Raw genomic sequence first — 20,971 nt, forward strand, 5'->3', positions numbered from 1 at the left:
GCAAAACTAAATGTTTGGGGCGAATGTAGAATTTAAATTCTGTTGTCCTCAAAATACCTACTTTTGCAAAATAATCAGCATAAATAAATATGAGCACAGAAAGAGGCCCTATATCGCAATTTATCGAAAGAAATTACCTGCACTTTAATGCAGCAGCGTTAATGGATGCCGCCAAAGGTTACGAAACACACCTTTTGGAAGGCGGAAAAATGATGGTTACGCTGGGTGGTGCCATGAGTACGGCCGAACTGGGCATATCTTTGGCGGAGATGATTCGCCAGGGAAAGATTGATATCATAAGCTGTACGGGTGCCAACCTGGAGGAGGATATCATGAACCTGGTGGCACACTCGCACTATAAGCGCGTTCCTAACTATAGGGATCTGAGTCCGCAGGATGAGTGGGATCTGTTGGAGAACCACTACAACCGGGTTACCGATACCTGTATCCCGGAAGAGGAGGCTTTTCGCCGTTTACAAAAACACATTTACAAAATCTGGAAAGATGCCGATACGGCAGGCGAGCGTTATTTTCCGCATGAATACATGTACAAAATTTTGCTTAGCGGCGAACTGGAGCAGTATTATGAAATTGACCCTAAAAACTCCTGGATGCTGGCAGCGGCAGAGAAGAATCTGCCGATAGTGGTACCGGGTTGGGAAGATTCTACAATGGGCAATATTTTTGCATCTTATGTAATTAAAGGGGAGGTAAAAGCTTCTACCATGAAAAGTGGTATAGAATACATGGCTTGGTTGGCTGGCTGGTACCCGGAAAATTCAACAGGCAAGGGGATAGGTTTCTTCCAAATTGGTGGTGGTATAGCTGGAGATTTCCCTATTTGTGTTGTACCGATGCTTTACCAGGATATGGAAATGCCCGAAATTCCATTCTGGAGTTATTTCTGCCAGATCTCCGATTCAACTACATCATATGGCTCATATTCCGGTGCGGTGCCCAATGAAAAAATTACCTGGGGTAAGTTGGATATCAATACGCCAAAATTTATTGTAGAGTCTGATGCAACAATTGTTGCACCACTCATTTTTGCCTGGTTATTAAAACAATAACGAAAATTTTTAAATTTTCAAAAAAATTCAAATTTTTTAATCAGGGCAATGCGCTGCTAAGATGCCCCTTTTCATACCTGAAAAGGGGCATTTTAAACTTGTTTAGAACGATTATAAATTATTTATTACTGTCACTAATTTGTCAGCGGTAGAGTAATAAATTATACTTTTGTAGCTGTAAAAGTGGATAAAACATTCCCCTTTACGTCAGTTTATAACGTTAACATTATAACTATTTAGCATAAATACACTTTATGAGAAATATCTCATTGATTTTTAAACAGTTCTCTAAGTCGGTTTTACTTGTTGCAGGGTTAGCCCTTTCTGGTTTTAACGCCAGTGCGCAGGCTGATGCTGCGAAAGGAGAAGCCATCTTCAAAGCCAAATGTACAGCCTGTCATAAGATAGATGTACGGATGACCGGCCCTGCATTAGGTCCACAGATCACATCTGAGACCGATGATAAGTACCTCACGAAGTGGATCCAGAACAACCAGGCTTTAATTGCTGCAAAAAACCCAAAGGCGCTCAAAATTTACAATGAGTATAACCAGGCGGGTATGACTGTTTTTGCCGAGTTGACCGATGCTGATGTAGGTAACATCATTACCTATGTGCGTGAGGATTGGAAAAAAATCCAGGCTGATAAAGCAAAAGGCCCTGCCGGTGGCGGTGCTGCTACGGCTCAGGATGCTGGCCCAAGCAATTTTGTGATCTTCGCCTTAATAGGTGTTATCCTAGTTGCATTTATTGTAATTCTGGTGCTAAACAAAGTAATTGGTACGCTTGAGCGTTTGTTGCTTCGTAACCAGGGTTTGTTAGCTGAAGAAGAAGAAGTTGACGGTGAAAAAGTAAAAGGCGACCGTTTGCTGCTGGTTAAAAAGATTCTTAAGAATAAAAAGCTGGTTTTCTTTATAGTTGTTTGCGGTACCATTGCGATGGGCAGCTGGAGCTGGGTTACCATGTGGAACACTAATGTTCACCAGGGATATCAGCCAGCACAACCTATTAAATATTCACACAAACTGCACGCAGGTGTTATGAAGCTGGAGTGTCAGTATTGCCACTCAGGTGCCTTTAAAGGTAAAAACGCTTCTATACCATCGTTAAACGTTTGTATGAACTGTCACAAGGCAGTTAAAACCGAATCTCCTGAGATCCACAAGATCTATGATGCTTTGGGGTACGATCCGCAAACGCAGAAATACGACAGTACAAAAGCACAGCCTATTCAGTGGGTGCGTATCCACAACCTTCCGGATCTGGCTTACTTTAACCACTCACAGCACGTAGTTGTAGGAAACGTTAAATGCCAAACTTGCCACGGTCAAATTCAGGAGATGCAGGAAGTATATCAATACTCTCCGCTTACTATGAAATGGTGTATACAGTGCCATAAACGTACTGAGGTGAATGGCAAAGGAAATGCTTATTATGATAAGATCCTTGCGGCACACGATAAGATCAAAAAAGGTGAAAAAGTTACTGCCGCTGTTTTGGGTGGTATCGAATGCGCCAAGTGCCATTATTAATAAACGATTTAGAACTTAGCATTACAGTTTATATAACTTAAATGGATAGCAATAAAAAATACTGGAAAGGTTTAGAGGAACTAGACAGAACGCCAGAATTTGTTGAGAAAAATAGACACGAATTTGCGGAGCCCATCCCAATTGAAGAAGTTTTAAGTGGTGGAGGGTTGTCGTCAAAAACACCTCGCCGCGACTTTTTAAAGGCCCTGGGATTCGGTGTGGGTGCTGTTACTTTGGCTGCATGCCAGAAGGTACCGGTGCACAAATCTATACCTTACTTAATAAAACCTGAAGAAGTTACCCCGGGTATAGCCAACTACTACTCATCTACTTATGAAGGCAGCGCTATACTGGTAAAAACCCGCGAGGGCAGGCCAATTAAGGTAGAAGGTAACCCTAATGATCTTTTGTCAAAAGGGGGCTTAAGCGCACAGGCACAGGCATCCGTATTGGATCTGTATGATAATAGCCGTGTGCAGCAACCAATGCTTAACGGTGGCACAACTACCTGGAAGCAACTTGATGATGTTGTAAAAAGCCAGCTGTTAGCAGCTAAAACCGCAGGTAAAGGTATCCGTATTATCAGCTCAACGGTACATAGCCCGTCTACCCAGGCGGTAATTGCTGACTTTATTAAAGCATACCCTACCGCAAAACATATCAATTATGATGCGGTATCTTATACAGGTATTATTCAGGCCAACAAGAACAGCTTTGGCAAGGCTGTAGTGCCTCACTACAATTTCGATAAGGCAGATGTTATTGTAAGTTTCGGTGCCGATTTTCTTGGCACATGGATCTCTGGTGAAGAATTTACCACACAATACGTAAAGAACAGGAACAGCAAATCGCTGGAAGAAAAGAAAATGTCTCGCCATATCCAGTTTGAAACTGGTATGAGCCTTACAGGTACCAATGCCGATGTCAGGATGCCGATCAAACCTTCTGAAGAAGGGGTAGCGTTGGTAAATCTGTATAATGCGTTATCTGGTACTACTTTACCAGGGTCTAAAAAATTGGCCAATGCCAATACTGATAAGGCCATTGTACTGGTAGCAAAAGAATTATTAGCTGCAAAAGGCAAAGCACTTGTGGTTGCCGGAAGTAATGACGTATCTGTTCAAACTCTTGTAAATGCGATCAACTCTTTGTTGGGCAGCTATGGCACTACTATAGATTTGGATAACCCATCGCGCCAATATGCCGGTAATGATGCAGAGATGAAGCAATTCGTTGACGACGCAAAAGCTGGACAGGTTGCTGTAGTTTTATTCCTAGATGCCAACCCGGCTTACGATTATCATTTGGTTAAGGATATTAAAGATGCGTTGACCAAAGTAAATATCAAGGTTACGTTTTCAGATCATGCAGATGAAACTGCTGCGTACTGTAACGTAGTTGCTCCTAACCATCATTACTTAGAAGCGTGGGGTGATGATAGCGCAGTAGAAGGCTATTACACCGTTTTACAGCCAACCATTAACCCGGTTTACAATACCCGCCAGGCCGAAACCAGCTTATTGGTTTGGAGCGATAACGCGATAAAGGAATATTATACTTACGTAAGAAATAACTGGGATACAACACTTTTGGCTAAAGGCGGTTTATCCGGCCAGGCTGGTTGGGAAACTTTATTGCAGACAGGCTTTGTAAAAGTTGCACCTATTGCAGCCGGTAGCTACTCTTTTAGTTTAGATCTAAATGCAGTAGCGCAAACTATCATTAACCAAAGCGCTAAGTTAGCGGGTGGTAAAGTAGAGTTGCAATTGTATCAAAGCCAGGCTATCCGTGATGGTAAACGTGCCAACAATCCATGGTTGCAGGAGTTGCCGGATCCGGTTAGTAAAGTAACCTGGGACAATTACGCTGCTATGTCTCCGGCCGACATTAAAAAAATGGGCCTTGATGAGTTTGAGGTAGTAACCATTAACGCAAATGGCTATACGGTTTCTTTACCGGTATTATCGCAACCGGGCCAGGCACAGGGCACAGTTTCCGTAGCGGTTGGTTATGGCCGTACCAAAGCAGGCCTTGTTGGTAACAATGTTGGTAAAAATGCTTACCCTTTCTCCAGTTTAGTAAACGGAACTATCCAGGGTAATGCTACTGCTACAGTTGATAAAACAGGAGATATCTTCCCGCTTTCGCAAACACAAACGCACCACTCATTTGAGGGGCGTAACATTATCCGCGAAGCAACCTTTGCCGAATACAAAAAAGACCCAACTGCTGGCAGTGGCCGTAATGAAGAAGAAAAAACTTATGACCTTTGGGACAAGAGCGATAATGACGCAGTTCATGACCGCCCTGTTTACGATTGGGTTATGGCTATCGACCTTAACGCTTGTACAGGTTGCGGTGCATGTATCGTAGCTTGTAGCGCAGAGAATAACATTCCTGTAGTGGGTAAGGAAGAAGTTGGCCGCCGCCGCGAGATGCACTGGATTCGTATCGACCGTTATTACAGCTATGCCAAGAATGGTACTGCTGAGGCTGATGAGGAAACCGGGTTGGTAACAAAGGAAAAGGAAATAGATAAGCTGGAGAATTTCGACAACGTAACTGTTGTTCACCAGCCGATGCTTTGCCAACATTGCGACCACGCACCATGCGAAACAGTTTGTCCGGTACTAGCAACTGTACACTCAAGCGAAGGTTTAAACCAGATGGCTTATAACCGTTGCGTTGGTACACGTTATTGCGCAAACAACTGCCCTTACAAAGTGCGCCGTTTTAACTGGTTCAATTACTGGAACGATTCGCGCTTTGATAACTACCTAAGCAACGAGCACACACAATTAGTACTTAATCCTGATGTTACTACACGTTTCCGTGGGGTAATGGAAAAATGTTCAATGTGTGTACAACGTATTCAAGCTGGTAAGTTAAAAGCTAAATTGGAAAAACGCCCGCTTAAGGATGGTGAAGTACAGGTTGCCTGTGCGCAAACCTGTTCTGCAAATGCTATCGTTTTTGGTAACCGTAATGATCCTAACTCAGAAGTTTCAAAAGCTTTAAAGAGCGAAAGAACATACTATGTACTGGAAGAACTTAACGTAAAACCAGGCATTGGTTACCAGGTGAAAGTTAGAAATACAACAACTGCTGAATTACAGGCTTAATTATTACAAGAGATTTATACTATATGGCATCTCATCATAATGAATCAATAATCAGGGAACCGTTACTTACGGGCAAGGATATTACCTATGCCAAGATCACTAACGATGTATTATTCCCTGTAGAAAATAAACCAAATAAGGCCTGGTGGATTGGCTTTACCGTTGCCTCCATGGGTGCCCTGCTTTGGGTTGTTGCAATCAGCTATACATTCTGGTTCGGTTTGGGTGCATGGGGACTAAACAAAACAGTAGGATGGGCCTGGGACATCACCGGATTCGTTTGGTGGGTAGGTATCGGTCACGCTGGTACGCTTATCTCTGCGGTGTTGTTAATTTTCCGTCAAAACTGGCGTAACTCTATTAACAGGTCGGCAGAAGCGATGACTATTTTTGCGGTAATTTGCGCGGCCACTTATATCGTGGCGCACATGGGCCGCCCTTGGTTAGCCTACTTTACTTTACCGCTTCCAAACCAATATGTATTATGGGTAAACTGGAACTCGGCATTGATGATGGACGTGTTTGCGATCTCTACATACTTCTCGGTTTCCTTGTTATTCTGGTACACAGGTTTACTGCCTGATATCGCTTCAATCCGTGACCGTGCTGTAGGCTTACGCCGCCGGATCTATTCTATCCTTTCGTTTGGATGGACTGGTTCTGTAAAAAGCTGGCAGCGATTCGAAACCGTTTCACTAATCCTGGCCGGTATCTCTACGCCACTTGTACTTTCGGTGCACACTATTGTATCTTTTGACTTTGCTACTTCGCTTGAGCCGGGATGGCACACTACCATATTCCCGCCATACTTTGTTGCGGGTGCTATCTTCTCGGGTTTCGCTATGGTGCAAACATTGTTGCTTGTTACCCGTAAGGTATTAGGTCTGGAGAACTATATCACTATGTTCCACATTGAATCGATGAATAAGATCATCATGCTTACCGGTTCTATTGTAGGTGTGGCATATATTACTGAGTTCTTTATTGCATGGTACTCTCAGGTTGAATATGAGCAATATGCTTTTATTAATCGTGCAACTGGTCCGTACTGGTGGGCTTACTGGAGCATGATGAGCTGTAACGTAATCTCTCCACAGTTATTCTGGTCGAGCAAACTGCGCAGAAGCATCAAATTCTCTTGGTTCTTGTCTATTGTGGTTAACATCGGTATGTGGTTTGAGCGTTTTGTGATTATCGTAACTTCATTACACCGCGATTATTTACCATCCAGCTGGGTGATGTTTTACCCAACCTGGGTAGACGTAAGCGTGTTCGTTGGGTCTATCGGAATATTCTTTACCATGTTCTTGTTATTCATTCGCGTATTGCCATCTGTTGCGATTGCTGAAGTGAAACTATTACTTGGTACAGCGAGTGAGCAGCAGAAGAAAAAATTAATCGAAGAGGGTCACCTTGATCCGGTTGAAGTACAATACTACAAGGAGTCGTTAGTTAAGTACGATAGTGTTGATATGTCTGATTACGAAAAAGTATAAAAATGAGTAGCACAAAATTTATATTAGGCTTATTTGACGACCCCGATCACATGATGCACGGGATAGAGAAGCTGCAAAAGAATAGTATCCCTATTTATGATGTATATAGCCCGATGCCTATCCATGGTATTGAGGATAAATTAGGCATAAAAGAATCAAGGTTGGGTTATGCAGCATTTTGTTTCGGCTGCCTTGGAATGACGGTTATCTTCAGCATTGTGTACTATACACTGGTGCATGATTGGCCAATGAACATTGGGGGTAAACCAAGTTTTGCGATACCAAACTTTGTACCCTTCACCTTTGAGTGGACAATTTTATTCACTGCATTTGGGATGACTCTTACCTTTTTTGCCGCGACTAACCTTTTTCCGGGCCGTGCGCCAAGAGTGATGGACCTTCGCGCAACTGATGATCGTTTTGTTATAGCGATCGATGCAAAGGGTAACATTCCACATGATGATATCACCAATTTATTAAAAGAAGCAGGCGCTGTAGAAGTAAAGCATAACGACAGAAAATATGTTAGCTATGAATAAATTTAGAATATTGGGCACAACTGCTATCGTTATCGCTGCATCGATCGTTATTACATCGTGCAAGGATAAACGCAGCACAGGTTGGGAATATGCTCCCAATATGTACGAGCATACCGCATACGATCCGGATCAGCCAAACACACAATTTAAGGATGGCAAAACTGCTCAGGTTCCACCTGCAGGTACTATTCCAATCGGTTTTAAAAAGTTCGATTATGCGAACACCAAAGATGGTTACGATAAGTCAAGTGTTGAAGTTAGCAGCCTGATAGCGCAGACTCCAAAGCATCTCGCCGAGGGCAAAGTATTGTTTACAACCTTTTGTTCGCCATGCCACGGCCTTACTGGCCAGGGAGATGGTTTGGTAGTGCAGCACGGGTACCCAGCTCCGCCATCCTATTCAAAAGGACAGTCTTCGCGTGGCGGTGCTATGAAAGACCTTACAGATGGTAAAATTTATCACACTATAACTTATGGAGTAAACTCTATGGGTTCATACGCTTCTCAGGTTGCACCGGAGGATCGTTGGAAAATAGTGATGTATGTTCACCAATTACAAAAATTATAAGATTATTTTTAATGAAGAATCATAATAGTTTCGACGAAAAATTTGAATTTACAGGAAACGCGAAAACTTTTAGTTTAGCGGCGATTGTAATTGGTGTAGTGTGTATCGTGGCTGGCTTTATATTTAGCGGCGAACACGTACAACGTACCTATAGCAACTTGTTGCTGATGTCATATTACTTTGTTTGTGTGTGTACTTGCGGCGTTTTCTTTTGCGCTTACAATTACGTAGCGCAGGCAGGCTGGTCTGCAGGTTTGATTAGAATTCCGCAGGCGATGGCTAAGCTGCTGCCGATTGCAAGTGTTTTTTTATTAGTTGTGGTGACCGCCGGTTTGTTTAATACTCACGAGGTTGAAGAACATGGTAAGAAAGAAATTGTCCCTTACCTATACGCACACTGGGCTACGCATGGTTTAACAACTGTTGGCAGTGAAAATTTTGATCCGATCATCTTCGGTAAAAGAGCTTTTCTTAACACAGGATTTTTTTATGCTACATTAATCGTGTTTTTATCGGCATATAGCTTTTTTGGTTACAAATTGGCTAAATTTTCTGAAGAAGAGGATACCGTTGGTGGTATGTCTAATTATGACAAGAGCTTCAAATATGCCTGTATATTCCTCGTAGTATTCGGTTTTACCTTCCCAATATTTGCGTTTGGTGTAATCATGTCTTTAGAGGCTCATTGGTTCTCTACCATGTTTGGTTGGTACAATCTGGCAGCAATGCATGTTAGCGGTTTAGCTATCATTGCGCTCATCCTGATATTTTTGCAGAAAAAAGGCTACATGTCATGGACATCAACCAATCACCTGCACAGTTTAGGAAAGCTGATCTTCGGATTCTCTATTTTCTGGACATATGTTTGGTTTTCGCAATTTTTCCTGATCTGGTATGCTAACATGCCTGAGGAATCCGTTTACTTCTTTATCAGATGGGAAGCTGAATACAAGCCTTGGTTCTGGTTAAATATCATTATCAACTTCCTTGCACCATTGTTGTTATTAATGTCTCGTGATGCAAAACGTATGACTAACCGCATGATGTGGACTTGTATCATTTTGATTGCTGGCCACTGGCTGGATTATTACATGATGATTATGCCAAGTACGGTTAAAGAGAACATGGGTTTTAGTTTTGAGGAAATAGGAATATTCGTTGGTTTCGCTGGCTTATTTACCTTCCTGGTTTTAAACAGCCTGAGCAATGTTTCTTCTCTGGTGCCCAAAAAACACCCTTTCCTGGAAGAGAGCCTGCATCATCACATATAATAATTGTTAAATTTGCAACGGAATACAGCATTAATAAAAACCAATAAAATGGGATTCAAAAGTTTAATAAGTTCTAAAAAAATGCTTTCGCTTGTAGCTGCGTTGATGCTGTTTGGCACTAACCTGGTGATGGCGCAAGACGCACCTGCCGCCGCGGCTGTAACTGAAGGTGATAAGCCAAGTGTTTGGCTTGGCCCTGGTTATTATATTTTGTTATTCGTAATCGTATGTTTTGTAGTTGGCATCGTAGGTAAGATCCTTCGTGTTTATGACCTGACTCAACAAATCCAGAATAAAAAGCCGATCAACTGGCACAATGTTATGGGCGTTTGCTGCATCATATTTCTTATAGCCGGTATTTACGGTGCTTATTGGGAATTCAGCGTACAGGGAGCAATGATTCTGCCTGCATCTGCGTCTGTACATGGTGTAAGGATTGATGAGATGTTTTGGACTACAACAGTTCTTACCATGATCGTATTCTTTATTACCCAGATCCTATTATTCGGGTTCTTATTCAGATATCGATATAATGCTAATCGTCGTGGCCATTTCTTGCCGCACAACAATACGATTGAGAAAATCTGGACTATCGCGCCGGCTGTTGTACTAACGATCCTTGTAATCTTCGGTTTCTTTACCTGGCAGCAAATCACTAATACTGTTGATGCCAAAGGTGAAGTTGCCTCTATTAACGTTGACATTACAGGTCACCAGTTTGCGTGGGAATTGCGTTATCCTGGCAGCGATGGTAAACTGGGTAAAACCAATTACAAGCTGGTTAATGGCAGCAACAAGTTAGGTGTAGATTTTAAGGATAAAGATAGCTATGACGATTTGCAAGCCGATACGATGGTAATACCTGTACACAGGTCTGTTAAGCTTAATATTCACGCACAGGATGTTATCCATAGTGTTTATATGCCGCACTTCCGTGTACAATTAAACGCAGTACCGGGATTGCCAACTTACTTTAAATTTACACCTACTATCACAACAAGCGAAATGCGCCGTAAAGAGGGGGATCCTGCTTTTGAATATTTGGTGTATTGCAACAAAATTTGTGGTGGTGCACATTATAACATGAAAAAGGTTGTACGTGTGGTAACAGAAACTGAATACCAGGCTTGGTTGTCTCAGCAAAAACCTTATCTGACTGATCAGATTAAAAAGGATTTGAAATTTGCCGTAGTGAAACCGACTGCACAACAAAACAGGTTAGCGTTAAATAATTAATTCAAAAAGATTAGCGAGTATGTCAACATTAACAGTTCAAGGTCACGGAGTCGTTCATCACGAAGAAGATCACGGACACCACCATAAAGAGACTTTCCTGAACAAATACATCTTCAGTATGGATCACAAGATGATCGCCAAGCAATTCCTGGTGACAGGTATTACCATGGCTTTTATCGCGATGATCTTATCTATCTTGTTTAGGATCCAATTGGCTTACCCTGAAAAAGAATTCCCTTTAATGGAAACATTACTAGGTCGTTTTGCACCGGGTGGGCGTTTAGATTCCAATTTTTATTTAGCCCTTGTAACTATACATGGTACCATCATGGTATTCTTTGTTCTTACAGCAGGGTTAAGCGGTACTTTTAGCAATCTGCTAATTCCATTACAGTTAGGTGCACGCGATATGGCTTCGCCATTTATGAACATGCTTTCTTACTGGTTCTTTTTTACAGCCAGTGTAGTAATGTTGTCTTCATTCTTAGTACAAAAGGGCCCTGCAAGTGGTGGCTGGACGATTTATCCACCTTTGTCTGCTTTGCCTAAAGCTATGCCGGGTTCTGGTATGGGTATGACCTTGTGGCTCATCAGTATGGTGTTATTTATTGCATCATCATTAATGGGTGCTATCAATTATGTAAGTACAGTATTAAATATGCGTACTAAAGGGATGGACCTTTGGAAGATGCCTTTAACTATATGGGCGTTCTTCCTAACCGCTATCCTGGGTATTCTTGCATTCCCGGTTTTGGTTGCCGGTGTTGTGTTATTGATTTTTGACCGTAGCTTCGGTACAAGTTTTTACCTTTCAGAGATCGTTATCGGCGGTAATAGCGTACAGCCGTTTGAAGGCGGTAGCCCTATTTTGTTCCAGCATTTATTCTGGTTCCTGGGCCACCCTGAGGTGTATATTGTAATCATGCCGGCAATGGGTATCTCGTCGGAGGTTATGTCTGTGAACTCTCGTAAGCCTATCTTCGGTTATCATGCAATGGTTTACTCTTTAATAGGTATTACTGTATTATCGTTCATCGTATGGGGACACCATATGTTTGTAACGGGTATGAATCCGTTTTTGGGTGGTGTGTTTATGATCACGACATTGATCATTGCAGTACCATCAGCTGTAAAAACATTTAACTGGCTTGCAACTTTATGGAGAGGTAATATCCGCTTTACTGCAGCTATGCTGTTTGCTATCGGTATGGTGTCGTTCTTTATCTCAGGTGGTTTAACAGGTATTTTCTTGGGTAACGCTGCGCTTGACATTAACCTGCACGATACTTATTTTGTGGTTGCTCACTTCCACCTGGTGATGGGCTCCGCTGCTATATTTGGTATGTTGGCTGGGGTTTACCATTGGTTCCCTAAAATGTACGGTCGTTTAATGAATGAAAAATTAGGCTACCTGCACTTTTGGTTAACCTTTATTGGTGCTTACCTGGTGTTCTTCCCGATGCACTTTATGGGTCTTGATGGCGTGCCACGCCGTTACTATGCATTCACCGAGTTTGAATCTATGAAACGGTGGTTGTCAGTAAATGTATTTATTACATGGGCGGCAATTATGTCGGCATGTGCTCAGGTAGCTTTCCTTATCAACTTTGTGTATTCGATGTTCTGGGGTAAGAAAACTACACAAAACCCTTGGGAGGCAAATACATTGGAGTGGACAGCACCTGTTGAGCATATCCATGGCAACTGGCCCGGGGAGATTCCAACTGTTTATCGTTGGCCATATGACTATAGTAAGCCTGGAGCAGATGAAGATTACATCCTGCAAACTGTGCCATTATCTCAAACAATGAGCTCTAACCTTCCGCATGATTTTGAAGATAATCCTGCTGGTTTAGAGGCGCACGCTACATGGACCAGCACTCAAAAAAGCAACGAAGAGGTAAAATAATTTAAATACTGATCTGATCTTTTAGGGTATCTGTGCCGGAACTAAAACTCCACAGCAGATACCCTAATTTTTTAGAAATATTTTGATGGGCATAAACGCATCCGGTTACACATTTTTAAGAATTAATCTCATTACTATCATACTGCTTTTTGTATTAATACTGGCAGGGGGTGTGGTGCGCAGTACCGGCTCAGGCATGGGATGCCCCGATTGGCCTAAATGTTTTGGCCAATATATCCCGCCAACCAGCGTATCAGATTTACCAGCTAATTACAAGGAGAATTATGCTGATAAACGATTGGCTAAAAATCAAAAATTTGCCAGGATGTTGGATGTATTTGGGTATAGCGATTTAGCGTCGCGGATCAGAAACGACCGGTCTATTTTGGTTCCTGAAGAGTTCAACAGCGCCCGAACCTGGACAGAATATATTAACCGTTTGATTGGCGCTATATCAGGCCTATTTCTGCTGCTTACAGCTGTCTACTCTTTCAAATATTGGAATAGCAACAAGCTCATTTCGATATTGAGTGTGCTTAATGTTATTATGGTTGGTTTACAGGCCTGGTTAGGGTCTATCGTGGTTTCTACTAATCTCGTTGCCTGGATAGTTACTGTGCATATGCTGCTTGCATTGGCTATTTTGGCTATTAGCATAGCAACTTATCACATGGCTAAAGTTAGCGGAAGGTATAAATTTAGTGTGAAACCACTAGTTGCGATAGTAACGTTATTGGTTTTAGCGTTAAGTATCCTCCAAATAACCTTCGGGACTGAAGTACGCGAAAAAATAGATGCAGTAGCAAGTCATCTGGAAGGAAGTTATCGCGATAGCTGGACAAGCAAGGCGGGAGAGATTTTTACCCAGCACAGGGATATGGCCATGCTGGTATTGGTTTTGAATGTAGTTTTGTACGCATTGATTCGAAGAACTTTTAACCGGCATTCTATTCAGCAGCAGCTGATGAGCTTTACATTTTTAATGCTCATGTTGCAAATAGTGACCGGCATTTTATTATCCTATTTGGCACTACCTCCGTTCGCACAGGCGGCGCATATTGTATTGGCTAGTCTGGTTTTTGGGGCACAATTTTATTTGCTGTTGAATTTATTTAGTTCGGTAAACGCGCAGGAGGGGAGCAGATGAAGTGGAGTGATTTTAGTAAACTGATAAAGTTGAGGCTTACCTTTTTGGTTACGTTCTCGGCTTCTATATCCTTTATCATTGCGGTAAAGGCAAATGGGGGCGACACCTGGGGTTCACTATACAGCAGCACCATGTGGATCAACTGGATCAAATTGGTTATTGGTGGTTTCCTGGTAACATCTGCAGCAAATTGCTTTAATGAAGTAATTGAAGTGAAGTTGGATAGGTTAATGAAACGTACTATGGACAGGCCAATGCCGGCGGGCAGAATGACCACCGGTCAAGGCCTTGTTTTAGGCTTAGGTATGGGTATGGTTGGTACTTACCTTTTGGGTACTTTGAATTTGCTTACAGGCTTATTATCGGTATTCTCCATTATATTATACGCTTTTGCTTACACACCATTGAAGCGGCACTCGGCAATAGCTGTTTTTGTTGGTGCAATTCCAGGCGCACTACCTGCTTTGATAGGTTACGTAGCTGGTCAGCCGCATGGGCGGATAGATACTATTGCATTGATTTTATTTAGTATTCAATTTGTGTGGCAGTTCGTGCATTTCTGGGCCATAGCCTGGGTGCTGGATGATGATTACAAACTGGCGGGGTTCCGTTTGCTGCCAACTGGTAAAAGAGATAGGGCTAGTGCGGCAATTACCTTTATCTTTGCGATTATAATGGTGCCGGTTAGCCTGTTGCCAACATTTTACGGTTACGGCGGTTACTATGTTGGAGGGGTATCATTAATAATGAGTATGATATTTTTATACCAGGCATTTAACCTGCTGCGCACGCTCGAAATTGGGGCGGCCCGCAAGTTAATGTTTGGCTCTTTTTATTACCTGCCAGTAGTGCAGCTAATGTTTTTATTTGATTTTTTAGGAAACGTGAAATGATGGCTAAGATAGAACAGGAAGATAAACTTCAACTGGCGCCGAAGAAATTCAATATGTGGATTTTCGTATTCACATCGTTTATGTTTTTTGCTGCTTTAACCAGCGGATTCATTGTATACGCGGGGGGGCATGGTACTGGCATGAACATAAAGCTGCCTGCTATATTCACTTACAGCACCGCAATTATTATCCTAAGCAGCATTACCATGTATATGTCTTCTGCAGCAGCACGAGGATTGCAGTTTGGTAAACAGCGATTATACTTATGGATCACACTGTCACTTGGTGTGGCTTTTTTTGCTGTACAAACTTACGCCTGGCTTATTCTGTTGCCGGGTATGGGCGTATATTTTACCAATCCGAATGCGTCTCAGTCTTTTTTATATGTGTTCATCTGGACGCATTTATTACACATTCTAGCCGGCGTGCTGCTTTTAGCTAACACGCTTTTCCGCAGTTATAGGAACACGCCACAGGTTAAGAATTTATTTGGAATGCAGATGTCCTCTATATTTTGGCATTTTGTCGATATTATATGGATTTATCTGTATGTTTTTTTACTTTTGAACCAATATTAACAAACACATGAGTGCACAAGTATCACCTATTGATGAAGTAAAAACCACACCATGGTCTGGCGGCAAATCGCCGTTTGATGTAGAGTATGGTAAAATGATGATGTGGTTTTTCCTCCTTTCGGATGCGTTTACCTTTTCCTCGTTATTGATCGCCTATGGCGCGCTGCGTTTCAGCGCCAACAGCTGGCCGGCAGCCGACCTGATATTCCAATCTGTACCGGGCATGATAGAGCATGGTGCTCCGTTGGTGTTCGTAGGCCTAATGACTTTTATCCTTATTCTTAGTTCGGTAACCATGGTACTGGCGGTTGAAGCAGGTCATCGCATGGCCCGCACGGAAGTTATTTGGTGGATGGTAGCTACAATTATTGGCGGGTTTACCTTTTTGGGTTGCCAGGCATTAGAATGGAACCATTTACACAGCGAAGGATTCTGGTGGGGAACTATTCCTCATGAGCTTAGCGAGTATTTCCATAAGCCATCACCTGTATCTGAAACTTACACACAGCAGTTTGCTAATCTTTTCTTTACCATTACCGGTTTTCATGGTTTCCACGTATTTAGCGGCGTAATCATCAACATTATTATCCTGGTAAACGTATTAGTAGGTACCTATCAAAAACGTGGCAGCTATTTAATGATAGAAAAAGTCGGCCTTTACTGGCACTTTGTGGACCTTGTTTGGGTATTCGTATTTACTTTCTTCTATTTAGTTTAAAAATTTTAACTGATCGATCATATGTCAGAACACAACGAAGCTCATGCAGAGCACGGCGAACACGAAGGAATGACCAAGAAGAAGATCTTTCAGATCTTCGGTGTATTATTAGGTATTACCGTTGTCGAATTTATTATAGCACTTTGGTTAGTCCCTAAAGGATTTATACCGTTGCATTTTGCAAACCCAATTTATATAGTGTTAACATTGGCTAAGGCATTTTACATCATAGCTTACTTTATGCACTTAAAGTTTGAAAAAATAGGTTTGATGCTTGCAGTTGTTGTACCTGTTTTATTCATTATTGGGCTTATACTTGTATTGACCAACGAAAGCCATTACTGGGTGGATTTGAGATTATAATGCGCAAAGCAGCCATCTTTAAAAAGATATTGATCCTGGTAATGATATTAGCATTACCGGGATTTTTATATTATTTGCTAACCGCAAAGGGCAAAAACAGATATAAACCACTTCCGTTTTATGGTTCAAAGGCAGTTGCCAAAACCGGCCATAAATTTCATGGTAAATTCATCCCTGATACCATTTATCATAAGCTCGATGACTTCCAACTAACCGATCAAAACGGAAAAGTAGTATCTTCTAAGTCGTTCGATAAAAAGATTTTTGTACTTGCTTTTTTTTATAGCCGTTGCCCAGGCGTTTGCACTACAGTGAATAGTAACATGGATAGCCTGGCCATAAACTACGCTAAAAACAAAATGGTGTATTTTAATTCGGTGACGGTAGACCCTACCTATGATACGCAACCTGTACTGAAGAAATACGCCGGACAATTTAAACCGGACGAAAAATGGCGTTTCTTAACCGGCGATACTGCTACGATATATAACCTGGCACGTAATGGCGTATTGTTAAATGCCTTAAAAGCAGGCGACGGTAGTTTTGTGCTCGATGACAAGCTGGTATTGATAGATGCAGAGAAAAGGATCAGGGGCTATTATTCGGGCACCTCGCGTACAGAGGTAATTAAATTGAAGGACGAGATTAAAGTGCTGATATCCGAAGAACTACGCAAAGTTGATAAGGCGCTATATTAGGCGTAAACGCTTACATTTAAGGTGCGGATCAACTATATACCATGATCTGTTCATTTCTTTTTCTGATGTCTTGAATCTAAAATAACATGACTGATAAATTTATATTTCGTTTCGTTGCAGGGGTTACAATCTTTGTTGTAGCGGTTGTGATCGTGTTAAACCGTCACCTTATCCCAGGCCCTGCGGTAGCTCCTTCATTTACACCATACCTTCCATTACTTAACGCGGTACTTAACGGCACTTGCAGTGTCCTTCTATTGATATCTCTATACTTTATTAAAAAAGGAAATATCGCTGTCCACAAGCGGCTGAACATCGTTACATTTTGCCTGTCATCGTTATTCCTGGTATCTTACATCCTTTTTCACTACCTGATGCGTACGGATACTTTTTATGGCGACGCAAATGGTGATGGCATTTTGGCTGCGGACGAAAAGGCGGCGGCGGGCGGGCTACGCACGCTGTATCTGTCAATACTGATTCCACACATTGTGCTGGCTGCCGGTGTTTTACCTTTAATTCTGTTAAGTTTTTATCAGGGTTTGCTAATGCAGGTCGAAAAACATAAGAAACTGGTAAGATGGGCGTTTCCTATATGGTTATTTGTAACAGTATCCGGAGTTGTCGTATATTTGATGATCTCTCCGTATTACCATTTTTAATTAAACTGATTCATGAAAACGATCAAATATTTATTGCTGGCAATCACTTTTGGTTTATTGGTGTGCAGTGTTGTGCCGGTTAAAGCGCAGTGTGCTATGTGTACTGCAACTGTTGAGTCTAATTCTAAAAGTGGTAACAAAGCTACTAATGGGCTCAATGCTGGTATCATGTATCTTTTGGCAGCACCCTATTTGGCTGTAGCAGTTTGTGGATATATCTGGTATAAAAAATATCGCCGTAAAGAGGTTACGCTGGATATTCGTAAAGAGAAGCTTAACTTAAACTAAACTGCTGTAATAGCGTTGTTCAGTAAATTTAAGGCGAAGAATGATCCAGGTACATACACTCGATTTTTTAAAAGAACTTGTAGAAAATAACAATCGCGAGTGGTTCCAGGCGAATAAAGAGCGATACGATAAAGCGCGGGAAAATGTTATTGAGCTGGCCGCTGGTCTGATTGCTAAGATCCATCAGGTAGACGCTGGTGTTAGCGCAGATCTCGATCCAAAGAAGAGTGTGATGCGTATTTACCGCGATATCCGTTTCAGCAAAAATAAAATTCCTTATAAAAACAATTTTGGCGTTAGTATCCCTTCACACGGTGTAAAACTGGGCGGTGTAGAATACTATTTACAGATTCAGCCCGGCAAATCATTCATTGCCGGCGGCTATTGGATGCCCGAGGCTGAACACCTTAAAGCTATCCGGCAGGAAATTGACTATAATGCGGCCGATCTGAAAAAAATAGTTGATGACCCTGAGTTCGTAAAATTATTTGGTGAACTCAGGAAACAGGATCAATTGAAAACAGCCCCGCGAGATTACAGCCCAGATAATGAGAATATAGAATTACTTAAGCTGAAAAGCTTTATTGTAATGCACCCTTTAACCGATAAGGATGTGTTAGGGGCTAAGCTTACAGATAAAATCTTAAACGCCTGTGAGAAATTATATCCGCTGAACGTTTTCTTAAAGAACGCTATCGGTTAACCCTAAATACTTAATTATGAAACCAAAATACGTATTTCTAGCCGCATCTGTGATAATGGCCCTGCATTCCTGTGTGGTATTATCCCCTAAAAAATATAAAGCCCTGTTGGCAGAGCGCGACTCATTGAACACAAGAACAGTGAGCCTCGAAACGGAAAGGACACAATTAATGGCAGATACCGCGCGGTTGAACGGTGATATTGTTACGTTGAAAAAAAATTATAACTCGCTTAATAATAGCTATAGCGCCAGTTCATCAAAAGTAAACGAGCTTTCAACAGATCTGCAAAAACGTGAAGCACGGTTGAAAGAGGTTGAAGAGATTTTGCGCAAGCGGGATGAAGCGACCAACGCACTGCGTGATAAGTTACAAAAGGCTCTCCTTGGCTTTCAGCAAAGCGGCCTAAGCGTTGATATTCGCAATGGCAAGGTGTACGTGTCATTAACGGATAAACTGCTGTTCCCGTCGGGCAGTATTGTTATTGATGAGAAGGGCAAACAGGCGCTGAAGTCCTTGGCAGCGGTTTTAAATAAAGAGGCTGATATTAATATTGCAGTAGAAGGCCATACTGACAATAAAAAGGTTAAGAATTTGGGGCAGATAAAAGATAACTGGGATTTAAGCGTATTGCGTTCTACATCGGTAACGAGGTATTTAACCGAAGTCGAGATGGTAGATCCGCATAGATTAACAGCCACCGGAAAAGGCGAGTTTCAGGCAATAGACCCGGGAGAAACGCCGGAGTCGCTTTCTAAAAACCGTCGGATAGAAATTGTATTGACCCCTAAACTTGATGAGTTGTATAATCTGATTACAAAGTAATTTTAGCCAGCCAATAAATAAAATCCTCCTGCAAAGGGGGATTTTTTTGTTAAGTAGTAAATCTCGCGCATCACGTATCATGTTATTAGATGATACATCTTTGAAAAAACCAGAAATTTATTGTTTTACTTTTTGCAAGTCGTATAGTCCTAACTATATGATTTTGCCTTTTTAATGGCTTGGGAAAGGTTGCCATTCACTGTTGATTGTCATAAATTATACTGCTTGTTTTAGGTGAAATCAATATTTATAAATTTGTTTTTTTAAGATCTAAACATGTACAAATATTTAACATTTCTCGTTTTGCTGCTGAAAATTTCGGGAGCATCTGCGCAATACGTATGGACTCCAAAAACCGAAACTGATGGGATTAAGGTTTCCACCAGCATGGTGCCAAAATCTAAATTTAAAGCAATAAAGGTGGAGTGCGATATTAGTGCAACGGCATCACAGCTGGTGAAAGTTTTAATGGACGTGAAAAACTGTACTGAATGGGTATATCATACCAAATCATGCATATTGCTTAAGCAACCATCGCCAGCTGAAGTTTATTACTATTCAGAGGTAAGCATCCCCTGGCCTGCTACAAACCGCGATTTTGTTGCACATCTCACCGTTCATCAAAATCCGGAAAACAAAGTTGTTACGGTAGATGGGCCGGTAGTGAATGGCATGGTGCCCGCAAAAGAGGGAATTGTGAGGATAACCGAATCAAAAGGCGAGTGGGTTATTACGCCTATCGGAAAAAATAATGTTAAAGTTGTTTATACGCTTCAGGTAGATCCGGCAGGTGACATCCCTGCCTGGTTGATCAACCTCTTCGCGGCAGAAGGGCCCACTAAAAGCTTTGAGGCATTAAGGCAACAGGTTAAGAAATCGGAATATCAGCAAGGTGTGGCTTATATCAGAGACTAGTGCTTACAAATACCTATTCCGGCAGATCTTTAGTTTCAGGCTTTTCTTTGGTGTTGGCTTTTAACATAACCCGGCCTTTCTTTGTTAACGTACAAGCAGGAGATCTGTCATTTTCTGCGCCTTTTGCAATATCAATAAGGTTATAACCCTTTAAATCTTTCAAATCATCCTTGCTGATATGGATGGCCATTCCTTTTTCGGAAATAACTTTTAAAGCGGCAACTACTTCGTCGTGTTTCATATATGTCGGATGTAAAATGTCAGGGATGATGCAAATATCGAACAATTTAGTGAATTGTCTGAGCAGCTCAAAGTTTTAATCAGGTTCTGCAAGTACTATGGTATCGCATCTAATCAATCATCAGCTGTTTAGGGCTTTTATTACAGTCAGTGACTGTGCATATACCGCCGGGGAAATATTGTGATATGTTAATAGCAGA

General features: G+C 41.7%; 21 protein-coding genes. 20 read left to right on the forward strand and 1 reads right to left on the reverse strand.

Annotated elements, in window-relative coordinates:
- Positions 1-89 precede the first annotated feature (89 nt).
- The 20 genes from A0256_08315 (at position 90) to A0256_08410 (ending at position 20,531) form a co-directional block, all read left to right on the forward strand.
- Entirely contained in the window at positions 90-1,070 is a 981-nt protein-coding gene (locus tag A0256_08315; protein AMR31426.1) for a deoxyhypusine synthase, read from the forward strand.
- Between the two features lie 254 nt (positions 1,071-1,324).
- Entirely contained in the window at positions 1,325-2,602 is a 1,278-nt protein-coding gene (locus A0256_08320) for a cytochrome C (protein ID AMR31427.1), read from the forward strand.
- A gap of 41 nt (positions 2,603-2,643) precedes the next feature.
- A complete protein-coding gene (locus tag A0256_08325; GenBank protein ID AMR31428.1) occupies positions 2,644-5,724 on the forward strand; it encodes a molybdopterin oxidoreductase in 3,081 nt (1,026 codons plus the stop codon).
- Between the two features lie 23 nt (positions 5,725-5,747).
- The gene (locus tag A0256_08330; GenBank protein AMR31429.1) at positions 5,748-7,220 is read left to right on the forward strand and encodes a hydrogenase; all 1,473 of its coding nucleotides are present in this window, start codon (positions 5,748-5,750) and stop codon (positions 7,218-7,220) included.
- A 2-nt stretch (positions 7,221-7,222) separates the two neighbouring features.
- Entirely contained in the window at positions 7,223-7,759 is a 537-nt protein-coding gene (locus A0256_08335) for a quinol:cytochrome C oxidoreductase (GenBank protein ID AMR31430.1), read from the forward strand.
- Positions 7,743-8,327, forward strand: coding sequence for a cytochrome C (locus A0256_08340; GenBank protein AMR31431.1), 585 nt, complete (start codon positions 7,743-7,745; stop codon positions 8,325-8,327). Before A0256_08335 ends, A0256_08340 begins: the two co-directional genes overlap by 17 nt.
- 11 nt (positions 8,328-8,338) lie before the next feature.
- Positions 8,339-9,598: a quinol:cytochrome C oxidoreductase gene (locus tag A0256_08345; GenBank protein ID AMR31432.1), complete on the forward strand. Its 1,260-nt coding sequence runs from the start codon at positions 8,339-8,341 to the stop codon at positions 9,596-9,598.
- 3 nt (positions 9,599-9,601) lie between these two features.
- Complete coding sequence (locus tag A0256_08350) at positions 9,602-10,834, forward strand: hypothetical protein (protein ID AMR31433.1); 1,233 nt, start codon at positions 9,602-9,604, stop codon at positions 10,832-10,834.
- A gap of 118 nt (positions 10,835-10,952) precedes the next feature.
- Entirely contained in the window at positions 10,953-12,743 is a 1,791-nt protein-coding gene (locus tag A0256_08355; protein ID AMR31434.1) for a cytochrome c oxidase subunit I, read from the forward strand.
- A gap of 85 nt (positions 12,744-12,828) precedes the next feature.
- Entirely contained in the window at positions 12,829-13,890 is a 1,062-nt protein-coding gene (locus A0256_08360; GenBank protein AMR31435.1) for a cytochrome oxidase assembly protein, read from the forward strand.
- Complete coding sequence (locus A0256_08365) at positions 13,887-14,783, forward strand: protoheme IX farnesyltransferase (GenBank protein ID AMR31436.1); 897 nt, start codon at positions 13,887-13,889, stop codon at positions 14,781-14,783. The genes A0256_08360 and A0256_08365 overlap by 4 nt, the downstream gene beginning before the upstream one ends.
- Positions 14,783-15,361, forward strand: a complete 579-nt coding sequence (locus A0256_08370; GenBank protein AMR34480.1) for a cytochrome C oxidase subunit III — start codon at positions 14,783-14,785, stop codon at positions 15,359-15,361. Before A0256_08365 ends, A0256_08370 begins: the two co-directional genes overlap by 1 nt.
- Positions 15,362-15,368: 7 nt before the next feature.
- A complete protein-coding gene (locus A0256_08375) occupies positions 15,369-16,079 on the forward strand; it encodes a cytochrome oxidase subunit III (protein AMR31437.1) in 711 nt (236 codons plus the stop codon).
- Between the two features lie 21 nt (positions 16,080-16,100).
- Positions 16,101-16,442 (forward strand): caa(3)-type oxidase, encoded by a 342-nt coding sequence (locus A0256_08380; GenBank protein AMR31438.1) that lies wholly within the window; start codon positions 16,101-16,103, stop codon positions 16,440-16,442.
- The gene (locus A0256_08385) at positions 16,442-17,140 is read left to right on the forward strand and encodes an electron transport protein SCO1/SenC (protein AMR31439.1); all 699 of its coding nucleotides are present in this window, start codon (positions 16,442-16,444) and stop codon (positions 17,138-17,140) included. Before A0256_08380 ends, A0256_08385 begins: the two co-directional genes overlap by 1 nt.
- Positions 17,141-17,226: 86 nt before the next feature.
- On the forward strand, positions 17,227-17,802 hold the full coding sequence (locus A0256_08390; protein AMR31440.1) for a hypothetical protein: 576 nt from the start codon (positions 17,227-17,229) through the stop codon (positions 17,800-17,802).
- A gap of 12 nt (positions 17,803-17,814) precedes the next feature.
- Positions 17,815-18,090: a hypothetical protein gene (locus tag A0256_08395; GenBank protein AMR31441.1), complete on the forward strand. Its 276-nt coding sequence runs from the start codon at positions 17,815-17,817 to the stop codon at positions 18,088-18,090.
- Between the two features lie 40 nt (positions 18,091-18,130).
- Positions 18,131-18,793 carry a TIGR02453 family protein gene (locus A0256_08400; GenBank protein AMR31442.1) on the forward strand — a complete coding sequence of 221 codons (663 nt, stop codon included), beginning with the start codon at positions 18,131-18,133 and terminating at the stop codon, positions 18,791-18,793.
- 16 nt (positions 18,794-18,809) lie between these two features.
- Complete coding sequence (locus tag A0256_08405; GenBank protein ID AMR31443.1) at positions 18,810-19,616, forward strand: hypothetical protein; 807 nt, start codon at positions 18,810-18,812, stop codon at positions 19,614-19,616.
- A gap of 276 nt (positions 19,617-19,892) precedes the next feature.
- Positions 19,893-20,531: a lipid-binding protein gene (locus A0256_08410; protein AMR31444.1), complete on the forward strand. Its 639-nt coding sequence runs from the start codon at positions 19,893-19,895 to the stop codon at positions 20,529-20,531.
- A gap of 13 nt (positions 20,532-20,544) precedes the next feature.
- On the opposite strand, the gene A0256_08415 is transcribed toward A0256_08410, so the two are convergent.
- Complete coding sequence (locus A0256_08415) at positions 20,545-20,772, reverse strand: hypothetical protein (GenBank protein AMR31445.1); 228 nt, start codon at positions 20,770-20,772, stop codon at positions 20,545-20,547.
- Positions 20,773-20,971: the final 199 nt, after the last annotated feature.

The sequence above is a fragment of the Mucilaginibacter sp. PAMC 26640 genome (assembly GCA_001596135.1).
In the GTDB taxonomy this organism is placed as follows: domain Bacteria; phylum Bacteroidota; class Bacteroidia; order Sphingobacteriales; family Sphingobacteriaceae; genus Mucilaginibacter.